Raw genomic sequence first — 18,029 nt, forward strand, 5'->3', positions numbered from 1 at the left:
TTTAATTTATTAATAAACCATTCAAAAATTATTCCGAATAAAAATAATCACAAATAATTTACCTTTAATAACGTATGAAAAATAATTTTTCTTATTGGGAACAAGAGTCCTTTTTAAGCGGTTTGGATGTTTTGATAATCGGCAGCGGGATTGTGGGATTAAGTGCAGCTTTAAGCCTAAAATCACAAAAACCCAAATTAAAAATTGGGGTGTTAGAGGCTGGGTTCCTGCCCGCAGGCGCTAGCACTAAAAATGCGGGTTTTGCATGCTTTGGAAGCATTTCAGAGCTAATTGAAGAATTAAAAACAGGAAGCGAAGAGCAAATCGCGGAATTAATAGAGTTGCGCTGGAAGGGGCTGGAAAAGCTGAGAAAAAATTTGGGAGATAAGGCTATTTTATTTAAACAATACGGCGGTTATGAAGTATTTAAGGAATCAGAATTAGATTTTGCAAAAACGTGTATTGAACAGATTCCCTACTTTAATAAATTGCTAGGGTCGGTAATTGGAAAGCCTGACATTTATGCAGTTAATAATGCTAAAATTGCTGATTTCGGCATGAATGGTATCACAAACCTCATCCAAAACAACTACGAAGGCCAGATAGACACCGGAAAAATGATGCTCGCATTAGTATCAAAAGTGCAAGGGTTGGGCGTTTCGGTTTTTAATAATTGCCGGGTGCTAAAAATTGAATCTGAATTAAATGAACAAGCTCTCATCACCAATCAGGGTAAATTCAAAGCAAAATCTATAATTTTAGCAAGCAATGCATTCGGAGCAGAGTTAATTCCAGAACTAGATGTAATTCCCGGAAGGGGACAAATTTTGATTACCCAGCCCATAAAGGGTTTGAAAATTAAAGGGAGTTTTCATTATAACCGGGGGTATACCTATTTCAGAAATGTTGGTGATCGTATTCTTCTAGGTGGAGGCAGAGATCTTGATTTTGAAACTGAGCAAACACTTGAAATTGGAATCACAGATATTATTCAAGAATATCTTGAAAAATTGCTTTTTGGAACCATCGTTCCACAACAAAAAGTTAAGATTGAACAGCGTTGGAGTGGGGTTATGGGATTTGGAAAGGAATTGAAACCGATTGTAAAGAAGATCGGGCCCGGTCTTTATTGTGCGGTTCGATGCAATGGAATGGGTATTGCAATGGGAAGCCTGCTTGGTGAGCAAGTCGCAAATCTTATTGATCTTTAAAAGAGTAGCCAAAAATGTATTTTAAATAAATTTCAACAAAATGGAAATCTATAGTATTATCGTTGCAGCATTGGTGATTATTCTGTTTTTTATATTCGTCAGAACCAAGACAAAAACAGGGGGAATAAGTCAGGAAGTAATCGACCAATTAAATATAAGCAAAGCAAAAGCTGAAGAACGTGCCGATAACCTGAAGGCAGAATCAGATAAGCTGCAAAAAGAGTTAGATTCTGAACGGGAAAAACTAACCGAAGCAATGAAATCTCTGGAAAGCTCGCGTTCCTATTTGAGGGCACAACAGGAAAAAGTCGACGAACAAAAAGCAGAAATCAGAGATAATCAAGAAAAATTCAATAAAGATTTTGAGCTAATAGCCTCGCGAATCCTAGATGAAAAAACAAAGAAATTCACTGAAGAAAACCGAACCAACCTGGATATTATTTTAAATCCATTCAAAGAAAACATTAAGGCGTTTGAAGAAAAAGTTGAAAAGGTGTACAAGGCCGAATCGGATGAAAGAAATGTTTTGAAAGGTCATATTAACCAGCTGATTGAGCAGTCTAACCTGATGAACCTTGAAACACAAAACCTGACCAAAGCATTAAAGGGAGATAATAAAAAGCAAGGAAACTGGGGCGAAATGATTTTAGAAAGGGTTTTGGAGCGTTCTGGATTAGTGAAAGATCAGGAATACAGAATCCAGGCTTCACATCAATCGTCTGAAGGTGGTCGTTTTCAACCCGATGTGGTTATTGATCTTCCTGATGATAAGCACTTGATTATTGATGCCAAGGTTTCTTTAATTGCATATGAACGCCTAGTAAATAGCGAAACCGAAGAAGATCGCGAATTATTTACAAAACAGCATGTTGCCTCTATACGAAATCACATCCAAGAGTTATCATCAAAAAACTACAGCGAGCTCTATAAGATCAACTCACCCGACTTTGTGATGTTATTTGTTCCGATAGAATCTTCTTTTGGAATTGCGGTTCAAAAAGATGCCGAACTGTTCAATTTTGCCTGGGATAAACGGGTGGTTATTGTAAGCCCATCAACGCTACTAGCCACATTGCGCACCATTGCTAGTATGTGGAAACAGGAACGTCAGAACCGCAACGTAATGGAAATTGCCAGACTAAGTGGTGAGATGTATGATAAATTTATTGGTTTTGTTGGCGACATGGAGGGTATCGGTAAAAACATCAGGCAAAGTCAAGATGCTTATGATAAAGCTATAAACAAATTGTCTAGCGGCAGGGGTAATCTTAGCATTACTGCAGAAAAGATCAAGAAACTGGGTGCTAAGACAGGAAAGCAACTGGATCAAAAATTCATTAATGAAGATGATCTTTAAAAAACCTATGGTTCTGATTTAGGCAATAGTTTAAAGGTGATGGTTACAACTGTTCCTTTGTATTTTTTATCGACCATTAATATACTTCTATAGTTGAAATCAGCGGACATGCTTTGGAATCCAGTATCGTAACCCGAATTTTTGAGGCTTGAATGGGATCAATTTTTACTATTCTTTTATAACCTATGGTGCTTGCAGCCGCAACCTTGGTCCATTGTCCATTATTCCACACCTCCACAGTAAAACTTTTAACGCGTTGACCAAGCTTGATATATTCTTGCAGCAGGATGTACTTTACCTTAGAAACTTTACCTAGGTCAACTTCAAAACTACCGCTTAACTGACCATCGTTTGTGGCCCAGTATGTTTCTTTGTTCGAATCGGTTAGGTTTGCTCCAGCATATTTTGGTGAATTAGCTCTAAAAGAATTGGTTTTTACGCTCGCTTGTTTAGCCAAATTGTTTGCAAATTCGGTATCTAAAAGCTTTTTGTAGCCCTTTAAAGATTCTACATCTTTTTCATGAAAAAGACCGCGCTGATCTGGCGGAATGTTAAGAAGCAAGGTTGATCCTCTTCCAACAGAAGTCAAATAGATATCAAACAATTGTTGAGGGGTCTTTACTTTATCGTCTTCTTTGGCATGGTAAAACCATCCGGGACGAATTGAAACATCAACTTCGGCGGGAATCCACTGATCTCCATGAATTGAACCCGTATTTAAAATGTCTGATATTCCAGACTTTCCGGCATGTAAAGTATCTGTTGAAATAGTATTCCAGTTGGTTTCGCCAGCTAATCCGCGTTCGTTTCCTACCCATCTAACACCCGGTCCGGCATCGCTGAAAAAAATAACCCCGGGTTGAATTTTGCTAACAATGTCTAGGGTTTTTGGCCAATCGTAATAAGATTTGGCATTTATTTTTCTAGCCTCGCGAGCACCGCCATAATATCCGTCGCCTCCGTTTGCACCATCAAACCACATTTCAAAAACTGGCCCGTAATTCGTAAATAATTCTTTTAACTGGTTTCTGTAGTATTCCAAATAAGCTGGTCGGCCATATTCGGGATGGTTTCTATCCCATGGCGACAAGTAAACTCCAAATTTAAGCCCGAATTTTTTTGAAGCGTCTGCTGCTTCTTTTACCAAATCACCCTTTCCGCTTTTATAAGGACTATTCTTTATCGAATGTTCGGTATACTTACTTGGCCATAAACAAAAACCATCATGATGTTTTGTGGTTAAAATCATGGTTTTAAAACCCGTTTCTTTTAGTGTTTTAGCCCATTGACCTGCATCTAGCGCAGTAGGGTTAAATATAGATTCCTTTTCATCACCAAACCCCCACTCTAAACCAGTAAATGTATTGGTGGTGAAATGTACAAATGCATTGGTTTCCATTTCGTGCCACAACATTTGCTCTGGGCTTGGTATTGGAAAAACCGGTGCGGGTGAATTATTATTATTGGTTTGTGCTATAGTACTTATTGACCATGTCAATAAGACTAAAAAAAATTTACAAGCTCTTGTGTTCATGGGTTATAGTATAAGATCATTAAATATATACCTTTTTTATATTCTGAATTTCGTTGAATACACCCTATTCCTGATTAGCTTTTAAAGAGTTCCAGCCCTGCGCTTTAATTGGATGAACTTTTTCTGATTTAGAGATTAGATTACAACCCGCCGACGCTTCGGTCATATGACCAATAATGGAGATGTCTGGATTGTTTTTGATCTTTTCAAAATCAGATTGCTTAATTGTAAAGAGCAGTTCATAATCTTCACCTCCGTTTAAAGCGCAAACCGTAGGGTCAATACCAAATTCTCGAGCCGTATCATAGGTCATTGGATCAATAGGAATCTTTTCTTCGTATAAATTGCAGCCCTTGTTTGACTGTTTGCAAATGTGCAATATCTCGGATGCGAGCCCATCAGAAATATCAATCATAGATGTTGGCTTGATTTTCATAAGCTTCAACGCTTCAACGATATCTTTCCTAGATTCTGGTTTAAGCTGACGCTCTACGATATAATCTTTACCTTCTAAATCGGGCTGAATATTCGGGTTTTCAAGAAATATGTTTTTTTCTCTTTCAAGCAACTGAAGCCCTATGTATGCACCACCAAGATCGCCTGAAACACATAACAGATCGCCTTCGTTTGCACCATTGCGATAACAAATGTCTTTTTCGTCGGCATAACCAATACTGGTTACGCTAATGATTAGGCCCTGCTTAGATGAGCTTGTATCACCGCCTACCACATCAATACCGTACTTTTCACAGGCAATACTAATGCCTTGATATAATTCCTCAATGGCTTCGAGGGGGAATTTGCTGGATAAGCCAATAGATACCGTGATTTGGGTAGCTGTGCCATTCATTGCATATATGTCACTCAGGTTAACCTGAACGGCCTTGTAGCCTAAATGTTTTAATGGTGTGTAGGCAAGATCAAAATGAATTCCCTCAAGTAAAAGATCGGTTGAAATTAGCGTCTTCTTGCCTTCAAAATTCAAAACGGCTGCATCATCGCCAATGGCCTTAAGTGTGCTTTTATTGCTGATCGCAAAATTTTTTGTTAAATGATCGATTAAGCCAAACTCTCCTAATTGCTCGATTTCTGTGCGTCCCTTGTTTTCAAACATGATAATTTCTTAAAACACAAAGGTGCTAATTTTCATCAGTAAACCATTTTTTTTTGGTGGCAAAGGTGTAAAAACAAGAAATACGATTAGGCTAGGGTAATTTATACCGGTGTTTCAGTTGATCATACTCTGAACGCGGTAACTGAACCAGAATGGGGTTTTTCTTCTGATCAAGAAAATCAATAAGCTTCAAAATATCGGCCTCTTTCATCGCGGTACAACCCGCCGTCGGGCTGGTGCTTCCACTCCAAATATGCATAAATATACACGAGCCCCCGTTAGGTGTTACGGGCTTGGTATTATAATCAACAAAGATTCCGTACTTATAAACATCGCTTTTCATTCGCATGGTTTCGGCCGAGTCCCAGTCTTTTTTAACCGTGTCTGTTTTCACTATTTGATTATAAAAAGCTGATTTAGAATCATCCACACAAAAGGTTTGCAGATCAACTTTCAGAGAAGTCATTTTAGCGTTTATTTCTTGGTATCCAAATAAGCCGCTTAAATAAAATATGCCGGCGGGTGAATTGCCATCACCTTCTTTTTTTAACCTGCCTTTATTGAGTTCTGTTGGATGTAAACCCTTTCCCCAAGCCATGCCGCTTCTGCCCGTCACGATTGGAATATCCTTTAGAACCAATTTCCATGCACCCGATTCGTATTCATAAACATTCATTTCTCCCTCAATTTTATTCCATGAACCCGAGGTAACTACGATAAGTTGCGAGGATTTAAATAGCGTATGAAGATCTTCGGGCTTGTTGAAGAAAAATATAAATAATAAGTAAACAATGAATAATAATGGATTCATAGAAATATTAAATAGCATTTTTTAACCAGTCTTTTCCTTCCGAAAACCGGGTAACCAGCATGGCAGAAACGGTATCGCCAGTTGCATTTAATAATGTAGCCATTGGATCGACCAGTGTGCCAATAATCATGACAACGGGAAGCATTTCAACCGGAAAATTATAAACAGTCATGATCATAATCTCGGCAATATATCCTCCATTTGGGATTCCGCCTTCAACAGTGCTCAAGATAACCGTTAACCCTAAAGCAATAATTATTGTTTCGGGATTCATAAAATCTTTGCCCATAATTGCAAAAACTGCTGCAATTTTTATAATTGCAGAAATACTTGATCCGTCTTTATGAAGTGGTGCCCCAAGGGGAATTGCTAGGTTGGCTATATGATCTGGAACTTTCATTGCCCTGGCGGCGGTCAAATTTACTGGAATAGTGGCAATGCTGCTGCAGGTACTTAATGCAGTAAAAGAGGGAATTATATTGTTTTTCCAATAAATTTTAACCCCGGGAATTCCTGCAGCAATAAAAGCAAAAAGACTGAAGAAAACGATAAAATAAAACAAACTTAATCCATAATAAATAGCCATTGAATGACCATAGGTTCCAAATAACTGAGGACCAAATACACCAATCTGATAGGCAAAATAAGCACCCAGACCAATTGGAGCAATTTTCATTATCAGAATAAGAAGTTGCTTCATTACTTCATCGCCGGCAATAAGAAATTTTTTAAACGGCTCAGCTTTTTCAGCAGATCTGGAAGTAGCAAACCCAATAAGCAATGAAAAAATAATAAAAGCAAGCATGCTTTTGCGGGATAGAAGTTCATAAAACTCATTCACAGTTAACAAACTAGTAGCCTGTTCACCCCAGCTTTGAGTTTTCATTTCATCCACCACCAGTACAGTATTTTCTATGGTTTGAGGTAAAGGGAATAACCAAACGGTACATACGGTTAAAACGGCTGAAATAAAAACAGTTCCAACAAAAACCAGTAGGGTTAAAAACATAATCTTACCCATCTTTTTATCCCTGTCCATATTGGCTACAGAAGAAGATATTGCAAAGAAAATAAGAGGAATAACTGCGGTGAAAAGCAGGTTTAAAAATATATCTCCAAGAGGTTTAAGTACCTCAACTTTCTTACCCAATAGTAAACCCAAGATGGTTCCTACTATAATTCCTAGCAATAATTTAAGAATACTACTATAATTTTTAAGAAAACCGGATGATTGGTTATTCATAATTTATAATCCAAATTTTGCAGATATTTCTAACATTCGCTCAATGGGTTTTTGTGCTTTTAAAATAATATCCATTGGAACATTTACTTCAGGAAGATTATTTTTAATACATAAATATAATTTTTCTAGCGTATTTCTTTTCATGTGTGGGCAATCATTGCATGCACATGAATTATTTGGTGGCGCCGGAATAAACGTTTTATTCGGACTAGCCTTTTCCATCTGGTGAATTATTCCACTTTCGGTAGCAACTATAAATTCTGTAGCTTGATTGTTAATTGTATATTTTAATAATCCAGTAGTAGAGCCTATATAATCAGCCATTTTAAGAATAGACTCTTCACATTCAGGATGAGCAATAAAAATAGCTTCGGGATGTCTATTTTTTAATTTTAATATTCTTTGTTGTGAAAATATTTCATGAACCATACATGCACCATTCCAAAGAACTAGATTTCTACCTGTTTTTTTTGCTACATATGCACCTAGATTTTTATCGGGTCCAAAGATTATTTTTTGATCTTTTGGTAAACTTTCTACTATCTGAACAGCATTAGATGAAGTACATACAATATCACTCATAGCCTTCAGTTCTGCAGTACAATTCACATAGGTTATAACCATATGATCGGGGTACTTCTCTTTAAATTTTGCAAACAATCGTGGCGGACAACTATCTGATAAAGAGCAACCTGCTTTTAAATCTGGTAATAATACTTTCTTTTGAGGAGATAGTATTTTTGCGGTTTCTGCCATAAAATGTACACCAGCAAAAACTATTACATCGGCATCGGTTTTAGCTGCTTCTTGCGATAGACCAAGACTATCTCCAATATAATCTGCAATATCCTGAATATCTGGCTCCTGGTAATAATGTGCTAGTATAACCGCATTTTTTTCTTTTTTTAAACGTTTAATTTCTGCGAATAGATCAAGCGATGGGTCAATCGGTTCGTCTATAAATCCTTTGCTATTAAGTTCTTCGAAGGTATTCATTTATCAACTATTCAATAAATACAATTTATATTTTAAATAAGATTCTTATTGTTTATTAGCGTGTTGGTAATGTTTAAAAAAAATATAAAAATGTATATGATTTATTTGTTTTAATTAATTCTTAACAATTTCTAAACAATTATTTAATGCTATCGTATTGATTAACAAGTAGTTTAATTATCCTAATTATTTTTTAATTAGTTATATGTTTATTTTTTAGAATTTACATAAAGTGGAATACTCCTATTTATTTGATTAAAACTAAATCAAAAATAAACTAATTTCGGTTGAATTGAACAATTTATAAGCTTGTTAGTATTTTATTCAACTACTATTACCACTAAATTAACATCTTTGATGAGGTTATTAACATGAGCTTTACTGCTGATATATTTTATTTTTTTTTATTCTATGAAGAATGTTGATTTTTTAGTTATTGGTTCAGGAATTGCCGGTTTAAGTTTTGCATTAAAAGCAGCACAATATGGAAAGGTTCTGATAGTTACAAAAGCAAATGAAGATGAATCTAATACAAAATATGCTCAAGGTGGTGTAGCGGTTGTTGTTGATAAGCAGGAAGATTCGTTTGATAAACACATAGAAGATACCCTTATTGCTGGAGATGGCTTATGTGATAAGCACATAGTTGAAATAGTTGTAAAAGAAGGTCCCGCTCGTATTGATGAAATTATTAAATACGGTACCCATTTTGATAAAACAAAAAAAGGAATATTTGATCTTGCCAAAGAGGGTGGACACTCTGAAAGTCGGGTGCTACATTATAAGGATATAACCGGGTTTGAAATAGAACGGGCGTTATTAGCACAAATTCATAGTAATCCCAATATTGAAATTTTAACCCATTATTTTGCTGTTGAACTTATTACACAACATCATATTGGTGAGTTTGTAGACAAAAAATCTGGAGATATTGAATGTTATGGTATTTATGCTTTAAATACCGCCTCAAATAAAGTAGAAAAGTTTTTATCTAAAGTTACATTAATGGCTTCTGGTGGTGCCGGTCATATTTATGCCACCACTACCAATCCTGTAATAGCCACAGGCGATGGAATTGCAATGGCTTATCGTGCTAAAGCCAAAGTTCGGAATATGGAATTCATACAGTTTCATCCCACAGCTTTATATAATCCGGGCGAGTATCCTTCTTTTTTAATTTCGGAAGCTGTTAGAGGTTTTGGCGGTGTTTTAAAAACAAAGAATGGCGAAGAGTTCATGCAGAATTACGATGATAGAGGCTCTCTTGCTCCGCGTGATATTGTGGCTCGCGCAATAGATGCAGAAATGAAGAAGTCGGGAGATGATTTTGTTTATTTAGATATACGGCATCGTGCCAAGGCTGATATTTTATCTCATTTTCCAAATATCTATGCCAAGTGTTTGAGTATTGGAATAGATATGACACATGACATGATTCCGGTAACCCCGGCCGCACATTATATGTGTGGCGGCATATTGGTTGATGAACATGGCAAATCGTCGATACACCGCTTGTATGCTTGTGGTGAATGTACCTCTACTGGGCTTCATGGTGCAAACCGTTTGGCTTCAAATTCTCTTCTTGAGGCACCCGTTTTTGCGCATAGAATATTTGAGCACGCTATTAAAGTGTTTAAGAATAATGTTATTCCTGATAATATACCAGAGTGGGATGAAACAGATACTAGATTATCGAATGAAGATATTTTAGTGACCCATAATCTTCGTGAAACCCAAAAGGTCATGAGCGATTACGTTGGTATTGTTCGATCTGATTTCAGATTAGAACGCGCCTTAAGGCGTTTGGGTTTATTACATGAAGAAACCGAGAGTTTCTATAAAAAGACCACCCTTTCTGTTAAACTTTGTGAATTAAGAAATGTTATTCAAAATGCCTATATAGTAATTAAGTCGGCCATGATGCGCAAAGAAAGTCGTGGGCTTCATTATACTACAGATTATAAGCCTCACGCCCAAGACCCTCACGACACAGTTTTTTAAAATGTATAAATTATGCCACTAATCTTACCAGTTAAAGGTGTTTATCCAGTGATGGGTGAAAACTGTTTTCTAGCAGAAAATTCTACTATTGTAGGTGACGTTACCCTGGGTAATCATTGTTCTGTATGGTTCAACGCGGTGATCAGAGGAGATGTAAATTACATTAGGATTGGTGATAATACCAATATTCAGGATGGTGCAGTTATTCATTGTACCTATTTGAGTGCCGCTACTAGTATAGGCAGTAATGTTTCAATTGGGCATAATGCGCTGGTACATGGATGTACCCTACAAGACCACGTGTTGATAGGGATGGGGGCAATCGTAATGGATCATGTTGTTGTACAAGAGTTCTGTATTATTGCTGCAGGAGCTATAGTTCTTGAAAACACTGTTTGTGAATCTGGTTATTTATACGCTGGTGTACCCGCAAAGAAGATCAAACCGTTAACCGAAGAACAGATCGCGTTATTAAAGAAGTTGCCAGAAAACTATAAAATGTATTCCAACTGGTTTATCCCGGATTCGGAATAGTTACTACCTCTTCCAGATCCCAGTTTGGTCGCAAGGATATGGTTTTTTCAAATGTCCAGGTATTTTCGGGCTGTCTCTTTAAGATTATATTTCCAGTATCCCATTCCCCATTATTATTCTCATCGTAGATGACTCTTATCTTGTACTTTGCTGTTGGGTATCGGGTATAATTCAATACCGTGTTTTTGCTAATCCGGTCTTGTCTTAGTGCTTTATCGCTGTCATTAAGCCATTGTATGATATAGGTTTTACTGGTGTCTGGTACACCAACTTTAATAGATATACTTCCATAATTATCTTCACTATCGAGATCAAATTTTCTGGCATAGACCTTTGTTTTAGTGCCCAGTATATCTGTGAAAGCACCACTCTCTAGTTTTAAAATATATTGTTTCTTGAGCTTCCAGGGGTATTTTATGGTATATGTTTTTGGGCTTTTTTCGTTTTTTACTAGTTCATAACCCCGTAGTGCTACTGAGTCTTCTAGTATAGTTATAAGTTTATTATCGAATGATTTTATGGGTGATGAAAACTTGATTGCAAGTTCTGAGCCTGGTCTTATTTTGGTTCCAATAATATTATCGGTTATACTAACCAATGGGGTATACGTGTCTCTTTTGTTTCTTCTCAGAACAACTGTATCTAAGCCTATTTCTTTTGAGTTCACAGCAACTTTTATGGAATCAAAACTAAGTTCAGGAAGCCAGATTAGAGCCGTATCTCTGGTGGTTGAAAACTCTACAGTTTTACTTGTATTTAGTTCGATTGGTTCTAATATAGTGAGCGAAGGGTTAAGAATGGCTTTATTGAATATTAGGGTGATTCGGCCATCGGTTTCAATCTTTCTGTCGGTTATTGAAAACAGTTTTGGTACCTCTTTAAAAACCCGTAGCTCTATATTGCTTGTATCTTTATTAAGATTTATTTCCTGATTCAAAAATCCGATTTCTTCAGAATTTCCATTATAGATTCGATCGCCCCCTTGTTCACTTAGCGCATAGATTCGATAGTTATCTTCTCGTAAATTTGATAGTTTAAATGTTCCCGAAGTATCTGTTGTTGTAAAGAAGCTAGCTTTTTTCTTTCCGAATAGTGAATCCTGACTTGTTGGTAAAATGAAAACCGTAACGTCTTTTAGTTTTTGTTTGGTAAGTGAATTAATAACTTTACCAGAAATGGACAGGGAATCTATTTGATCGCCAGTTGAGAAAACGTAACTGTAATTTTTTAGGATGTTACCCTCGTTTACATCAGCAATTGCTTTTCCAAAATTAATGGTGTAGGTAGTGTTTTTTTGTAAAGCCTCTTCAAAGCTGAGTTTCAGTATTTCCTTTTTTGCTTTATAGACAGGCGGTATGTCCATCGCGGGTGATACGCTTATTTCTGTAAATTCATTACTGAGCTTAACAAATTCGTCAAACTCTATTTCAATTTCAGATCCCGAAAAGTTTCTTGTTAAATTTTTGGGTATTTCTTTAACTATGACGGGTTGGATGGTGTCTCTTGGTCCACCGGTTGGCGATTGGACACTTGCACACGATATCAGGAACAAGGAGTATAAAAATACCAGTCCCGGAAATGTTAAAAATATTGTCTTTTTAATTTTTGCCATTTTTAAGCCCTCTGGCGAATTTTATATTGTTTTGGAATAATAATATTGGCACACCCTAGAAAGTGTCCTATAAACAATGTTTTTTTGTGAACCCAATTTTTGTGTAAGTTATTGTTAATCAATGTTTTACATATCATCTACTCATGTGAACCATTAAAACCGAAATATCAGAAGGTGAAACACCAGATATTCTAGAAGCTTGACCTAAAGTTCTTGGCTTTATTTTCATTAGCTTTTCGCGGGCTTCTTTTGAAAGAGATACAAGTTCGCGATAATTAAATTCAGGATTTATAATTTGATCTTCCATCCTTTTCATTTTATCAACTATTTCTAATTCTTTCTCAAAATAGCTTTCGTATTTAACTTTTATTTCTGCTTGTTCAACTGTTTCTTGATCATAAGAATTTAAGATAGTATTAAAGTTTGGGTCTGCTTTTCTAAGATCTTCAAAACTGATTTGAGGTCTGGTGATTAATTGAAACAGTTTAACATTTTGGCTTATTCCCGGTGTACCCTGCTTTTCTAGAATATTATTTATAGCGCTTGGTGCAATAGATGTGTTTTTTAAATAAGTTACGATGGTATCCGAATTTTTTATTTTCTGATTTACTTTTTCTAGTCTTTCATCATTAATTAGGCCCAATTTATGCCCAATTTGACTTAGTCTAATATCTGCATTGTCTTGACGCAATAACAATCTGTGTTCTGCTCTAGAGGTGAACATTCTGTATGGTTCTTCGGTTCCTTTTGTAACCAGGTCATCTATTAATACTCCAATATAGGATTCCGCTCTTTTTAGTATTAACTCCTCTTTTTCGTTTATTTTTAGATGAGCATTAATTCCTGCCATAAATCCTTGGCAAGCCGCTTCTTCATATCCCGTTGTTCCGTTGATTTGTCCTGCGAAATACAGATTTTTAATTTTTTTGGTTTCGAGTGTTAAACTTAATTGAGTTGGTGGAAAGAAATCATACTCTATTGCATATCCGGGCCTAAACATTTTTGCATTCTCAAACCCTGGAATTTTTGTTAATGCTCTATATTGAACATCTTCTGGTAGTGAGGTTGAAAATCCGTTGACATAAATTTCTACAGTATTCCAACCCTCGGGTTCTACAAAAATCTGATGTCTGTCTCTTTCTGCGAAGCGGTTTATTTTATCTTCTATGGATGGACAATACCTTGGTCCTAGTCCTTTAATTCTTCCTGTGAACATAGGCGATTTTTCAAAACCCTCTTTTAGTGTTTCGTGTACTTCTGAATTTGTATAGGTTATCCAGCAGCATCTTTGTTCTTTAGGTAGTTCTACATCGGTATACGAAAACCTTCCTCTCTTATCATCGCCCCATTGTTCTTCCATTTTTGAATAGTCGAGTGAGCGGCCATCTACTCGTGGCGGAGTACCGGTTTTCATTCTTCCTGCTTCAAAGCCCAATTCAACTAATTGTTCTGTTATTCCAGTTGCTGATTTTTCGCCCGTTCTACCGCCCCCAAATTTTTTCTCGCCTATATGAATAATTCCATTAAGGAATGTGCCATTTGTTAACACCACCGCCCTTGAAGTAATTTCTATTCCGAGTGATGTTTTTACTCCACGCACCCGGTCATCTTCAATTAATAATGAGGTAGCAGTATCTTGCCAAAAATCTACGTTGGGCGTTCTTTCTAGTGCTAGCCTCCATTCTTCAGCAAATCTTTTCCTGTCGCTTTGTGCTCTAGGACTCCACATGGCCGGTCCTTTTGAGCTGTTTAGCATTCTAAATTGCAGGGTTGTTTTATCGGTTATTATTCCCGAATAACCGCCCAGAGCATCTATTTCGCGCACAATTTGCCCCTTAGCTACTCCGCCCATTGCAGGATTGCAACTCATTTGTGCAATTGTTTCCATGTTCATGGTAATGAGCAAAACCTTTGAGCCCAGGTTTGCTGCTACTGCTGCAGCCTCACAGCCCGCATGCCCCGCGCCAACAACTATTACATCGTATTTGTCAAACATTTTTTTTGATGTTCCACGTGGAACAATAATTTTTTTTAAAATTAATCATTACTATTTAATAATTGTTTCACGTGGAACACGCTTTACAAAAGAACTTAATGCTGCCAGAACCCAAACCGCTTCTAGTATTACAAAAGGGTAGAATGCTATTAGGTAGGATGAATAACCACAAAGTGCTGCACCAACAATGTTGAGCCCACTGTACCATTTATTATCCGTGCCCATTATCTTTTTTAGATTCAGAAAAAAAGCGATTAATAAAAGTGAAACCCCAATTGATGCTATTATATCTGATATGCTCATCTATTGTCTTTTAAATCTGTAAGTTCTAGCCACCTGAGGGTCATGCCATCAATAGTGTCTTTTAAATCCTTTATTTTTATAGCGATTCCAGACAATTGAGCATGATCTGTAATACCTGAGTTTAATTCTGAAGTTAGTATCGCCACCTGTTTTTCAAGCTCTTCTGTTTCTGATTCAAGGCTCTGTAGTTCTTTTTCTTCTTTGAAACTCAGTTTCCGTTTCTGTACCTCAGGTTCAGAATTAATTATTTCTGCTTTTAATACAGATTTGGTAGGCTTCTTAGGTTCTTCCTGTTCAAGTCTATAATCTGTGTAATTACCCGAATAGATAGGAACATTTCCATCGCCTTCGAAAATAAACAGCTGATCAGTTAGTCTGTCAATTAAATATCTATCGTGTGAAACCAACATCAAAATTCCAGGGAAGTTAATCAGGAAATCTTCAAGTACATTTAAGGTATCTATATCCAGATCATTAGTAGGCTCATCCAGAATCAAATAATTGGGGTTCTTCATAAGAACCCGCATTAATTGAAGCCTTTTCTTTTCACCACCGCTAAGCTTATTTACCATTCCATATTGTTTGGCAGGTGGAAAAAGAAAGTGGGTTAAGACCTGACTGGCAGTCAAGGTTTTTCCATCTGCCATGGTAATGTATTCTGCTATATTTTTAACCACATCAATAACTCGTTCTTCTTCTTTAAATTCAAGTCCACCCTGACGGTAGTATCCGAATACCGTTGTTTCTCCTACAAGCACTTTGCCGTTATCTGCTTGAATGGCTCCTGTTACAATATTCAGAAGTGTTGATTTTCCTGTCCCGTTCTTGCCAGCTACACCAATTCTGTCTCCTTTTTTGAATGTATAGCTAAAGTTATTGATAATGGATTTTCCGTTAAAGCTTTTGCTGATGTTTTCCAATTCAAGAATCTTATTCCCTTGTCTTGACACATTAACACTTAACTCTAAAGAAGATTTTACGTTACGACCCTTGGTTTTTTCTTCCAGCTCATAGAACGAATCTATTCTTGATTTTGATTTGGTGGTTCTGGCTTTTGGTTGTCTGCGCATCCACTCCAATTCTTTTTTGAGCAGGTTTGTGTTTTTACTGAACGTGGCATCTTCTGCAGCATTTTGTTCTGCTTTTTTCTCCAGATAATAACTGTAGTTTCCGTTAAAATTTTGAAGTTTCCCCCTGTCTAGCTCGATGATCCTTGTTGAAACATTATCCAGGAAATACCTATCGTGTGTTACAAGTAAGATGGTTTTTTGCCCCCCGGTCATATAACTCTCTAGCCACTCAATCGTTTCAATGTCGAGGTGGTTGGTGGGCTCGTCTAGAATATAAACATCTGGATCGTCAATAAGTAATTTGGCTAGTGCAAGACGCTTTTTTTGCCCGCCAGAAAGGGTTGTAATTTTCTGCTCTAAATGCTGTATGCCCATTCTACCAAGAATGGTCTTTATTTCATATTCATATTCCCAAGCGTTGGCATTACTCAGCTCATCCATCAACCTGTTCAAGAGTTTTTCGTCATGAACTTCCTGTTCAACTGCTTCTTCATATTGTCTGATCAGTTGTTGTTTTTCATTACCAATAGAGTAAATAAAGTCGCTGATGGTTTCCTGATTCTGGAATTGTGGATCTTGTTCTAGATATCCTATTCTTAGGTCTCTTTCGGTTACCACTTTGCCCAGACTTGGTGCCAGTAAACCAGAAAGTATACGAAGCAAGGTAGATTTACCTGTCCCATTTATGCCAACTAAAGCTACACGGTCTCCTTTATTTAGACCCAGATATAGATCTTTAAAAAGCCAGTTATCGTTAAATGAATGCCCTAATTGTTCGGTAGATAATATACTCACGCTAATTCTTGTATTTGTATGGAAGGATATATAAATGTGCCTTTCAGGTCTTTTATGGATTGATTGAGCATCACTCTCGCCACATCAGTAGCTTTGATACTTCTGTATTTTTTTAATGGACCCAGCAGTAATGGATCAATTAGCCTGAAAATTGGTTTCATTATCTTATCGGCTAGACGATATTTGTTACGATTACCAATTAAAAATGAAGGTTGATAAATGTGAAGTGATGGTAAACACAGTTTCTTCAATTCTTGTTCTAGTTGGCCCTTTAGTTTTAGATAGGAATTAGAAGATCCGGCATCTGCTCCCAATGAACTGATAATATGAAATTGTGCAACTCCGTTCTTTTTACCAAGCTTTGCAAGATTGAGTGGATACTCTAAATCTATTTGTTTATATAAGGATGAATTGGGCGTTTCACTTTTGGTGGTTCCTAAACAACTATATATTATATCTGCTTGATTATCAATAAAATAACTATTTAGTTCATCGAAATTCACTATCAATTCCTTAACTTTAGAACTAGAGATACCATTTGATGTTCTGACCAATAAAAGAATTTCTGATATTGCCTCAGACCGGATCAATTCTGACAATAAATTACTGCCAATAAGGCCGCTTGCCCCTACTAAAATGACGCTATATGGCATTTATTTTGCTAATTAATGACCAAAGGTACGCATATTAGGTTTGGAATTAATATGGTGTGTTTAAACATATAATTAAAAATTAATCGTATGAAGAAGATTATTCACCGTGCAGCAGATCGTGGAATTCAGGATCATGGCTGGCTTAAAGCAGCGCATTCATTTAGTTTTGCTAACTATCACGATCCAGCTAAGGTTCATTTTGGCTTATTGAGGGTTTTGAATGATGATATTGTAGCACCCGGTATGGGTTTTGGAACGCATGGGCATGATAATATGGAGATAGTTACCATTCCGTTGAAGGGTACTTTAGCCCATAAAGATAGCTTGGGTTCTGTTGGGAATATTGAATATGGAGAAGTTCAGATTATGTCGGCCGGTAAAGGTATTCAGCATTCTGAATATAATGGATCTTCAAGTGAGGCGGTTAATCTGCTTCAGATTTGGGTGTTTCCTAAGGAGCGAAATATAGAGCCCCGTTATGATCAGATACATTATGATTTGGTGGCGGCGAATAATTCATTTCTGACTGTTGTATCACCGATTAAGAGTGAAAAAACGATGTGGATTAATCAAGATGCTTTTTTTAGTCTAGGTACTTTTGATGCAGATTCAAAGGCAAGCTATAAGATTCAGCATCCAGGAAATGGAGCCTATGTGTTTTTTATTGAAGGACAGGGAGTATTAGATGATACGGTATTGGCAAATCGCGATGCTGTGGGTGTTTATGATACTGAAGAATTAGAAATTGATTTCAAGAAGAATTCAAAGGTTCTGATCATTGAAATTCCAATGCAATAAT

Annotated in this window: 15 protein-coding genes; 5 read left to right on the plus strand and 10 right to left on the minus strand. The window is 36.6% G+C overall.

Translation table 11 applies throughout. The annotated features are described in order from the left end of the window. Nucleotides 1-74 precede the first annotated feature (74 nt). On the plus strand, nucleotides 75-1,211 hold the full coding sequence (locus ACIQZ6_RS02785) for an NAD(P)/FAD-dependent oxidoreductase (protein ID WP_395807985.1): 1,137 nt from the start codon (nucleotides 75-77) through the stop codon (nucleotides 1,209-1,211). Between the two features lie 40 nt (nucleotides 1,212-1,251). Beyond that, the gene (gene rmuC, locus ACIQZ6_RS02790; RefSeq protein ID WP_395807987.1) at nucleotides 1,252-2,568 is read left to right on the plus strand and encodes a DNA recombination protein RmuC; all 1,317 of its coding nucleotides are present in this window, start codon (nucleotides 1,252-1,254) and stop codon (nucleotides 2,566-2,568) included. A 76-nt stretch (nucleotides 2,569-2,644) separates the two neighbouring features. On the opposite strand, the gene ACIQZ6_RS02795 is transcribed toward rmuC, so the two are convergent. The 5 genes from ACIQZ6_RS02795 to nadA form a co-directional block, all read right to left on the minus strand. Then, a complete protein-coding gene (locus tag ACIQZ6_RS02795) occupies nucleotides 2,645-4,102 on the minus strand; it encodes an alpha-L-fucosidase (RefSeq protein WP_395807989.1) in 1,458 nt (485 codons plus the stop codon). A 64-nt stretch (nucleotides 4,103-4,166) separates the two neighbouring features. Then, nucleotides 4,167-5,216 (minus strand): thiamine-phosphate kinase, encoded by a 1,050-nt coding sequence (gene thiL / locus ACIQZ6_RS02800; protein WP_395807991.1) that lies wholly within the window; start codon nucleotides 5,214-5,216, stop codon nucleotides 4,167-4,169. A 91-nt stretch (nucleotides 5,217-5,307) separates the two neighbouring features. Beyond that, the gene (locus tag ACIQZ6_RS02805) at nucleotides 5,308-6,027 is read right to left on the minus strand and encodes a L,D-transpeptidase (protein WP_395807993.1); all 720 of its coding nucleotides are present in this window, start codon (nucleotides 6,025-6,027) and stop codon (nucleotides 5,308-5,310) included. A 7-nt stretch (nucleotides 6,028-6,034) separates the two neighbouring features. After that, a complete protein-coding gene (locus tag ACIQZ6_RS02810; RefSeq protein WP_395807995.1) occupies nucleotides 6,035-7,270 on the minus strand; it encodes a dicarboxylate/amino acid:cation symporter in 1,236 nt (411 codons plus the stop codon). Nucleotides 7,271-7,273: 3 nt separating this feature from the next. Beyond that, the gene (gene nadA, locus ACIQZ6_RS02815; protein WP_395807997.1) at nucleotides 7,274-8,266 is read right to left on the minus strand and encodes a quinolinate synthase NadA; all 993 of its coding nucleotides are present in this window, start codon (nucleotides 8,264-8,266) and stop codon (nucleotides 7,274-7,276) included. Nucleotides 8,267-8,677: 411 nt separating this feature from the next. Here nadA and nadB point away from each other — a divergent pair, with 411 nt between their 5' ends. Both nadB and ACIQZ6_RS02825 read left to right on the plus strand, forming a co-directional pair. Next, nucleotides 8,678-10,267, plus strand: a complete 1,590-nt coding sequence (gene nadB / locus ACIQZ6_RS02820) for an L-aspartate oxidase (RefSeq protein ID WP_395807999.1) — start codon at nucleotides 8,678-8,680, stop codon at nucleotides 10,265-10,267. A 12-nt stretch (nucleotides 10,268-10,279) separates the two neighbouring features. Further along, nucleotides 10,280-10,801, plus strand: a complete 522-nt coding sequence (locus ACIQZ6_RS02825; RefSeq protein ID WP_395808001.1) for a gamma carbonic anhydrase family protein — start codon at nucleotides 10,280-10,282, stop codon at nucleotides 10,799-10,801. On the opposite strand, the gene ACIQZ6_RS02830 is transcribed toward ACIQZ6_RS02825, so the two are convergent. The 5 genes from ACIQZ6_RS02830 to ACIQZ6_RS02850 all read right to left on the minus strand — a co-directional run bounded on the left by ACIQZ6_RS02830 (nucleotide 10,782) and on the right by ACIQZ6_RS02850 (nucleotide 17,230). Beyond that, the gene (locus tag ACIQZ6_RS02830) at nucleotides 10,782-12,413 is read right to left on the minus strand and encodes an Ig-like domain-containing domain (RefSeq protein WP_395808003.1); all 1,632 of its coding nucleotides are present in this window, start codon (nucleotides 12,411-12,413) and stop codon (nucleotides 10,782-10,784) included. The two genes, ACIQZ6_RS02825 and ACIQZ6_RS02830, sit on opposite strands and share 20 nt — an antisense overlap. Before the next feature lie 133 nt (nucleotides 12,414-12,546). Continuing rightward, the gene (gene mnmG / locus ACIQZ6_RS02835) at nucleotides 12,547-14,409 is read right to left on the minus strand and encodes a tRNA uridine-5-carboxymethylaminomethyl(34) synthesis enzyme MnmG (RefSeq protein WP_395808005.1); all 1,863 of its coding nucleotides are present in this window, start codon (nucleotides 14,407-14,409) and stop codon (nucleotides 12,547-12,549) included. A 51-nt stretch (nucleotides 14,410-14,460) separates the two neighbouring features. Beyond that, on the minus strand, nucleotides 14,461-14,712 hold the full coding sequence (locus tag ACIQZ6_RS02840) for a hypothetical protein (protein WP_395808007.1): 252 nt from the start codon (nucleotides 14,710-14,712) through the stop codon (nucleotides 14,461-14,463). Further along, nucleotides 14,709-16,577: an ABC-F family ATP-binding cassette domain-containing protein gene (locus ACIQZ6_RS02845; protein ID WP_395808009.1), complete on the minus strand. Its 1,869-nt coding sequence runs from the start codon at nucleotides 16,575-16,577 to the stop codon at nucleotides 14,709-14,711. The genes ACIQZ6_RS02840 and ACIQZ6_RS02845 overlap by 4 nt, the downstream gene beginning before the upstream one ends. After that, nucleotides 16,574-17,230, minus strand: coding sequence for an NAD-dependent epimerase/dehydratase family protein (locus ACIQZ6_RS02850; protein WP_395808011.1), 657 nt, complete (start codon nucleotides 17,228-17,230; stop codon nucleotides 16,574-16,576). Before ACIQZ6_RS02850 ends, ACIQZ6_RS02845 begins: the two co-directional genes overlap by 4 nt. An 87-nt stretch (nucleotides 17,231-17,317) precedes the next feature. On the opposite strand from ACIQZ6_RS02850, the gene ACIQZ6_RS02855 reads away from it, so the two are divergent. Next, nucleotides 17,318-18,028 carry a pirin family protein gene (locus ACIQZ6_RS02855; protein ID WP_395808013.1) on the plus strand — a complete coding sequence of 237 codons (711 nt, stop codon included), beginning with the start codon at nucleotides 17,318-17,320 and terminating at the stop codon, nucleotides 18,026-18,028. The last annotated feature ends 1 nt before the right edge of the window (nucleotide 18,029 follow it).

The organism is Daejeonella sp. (genome assembly GCF_044348475.1).
Classification (GTDB): domain Bacteria; phylum Bacteroidota; class Bacteroidia; order Sphingobacteriales; family Sphingobacteriaceae; genus Daejeonella.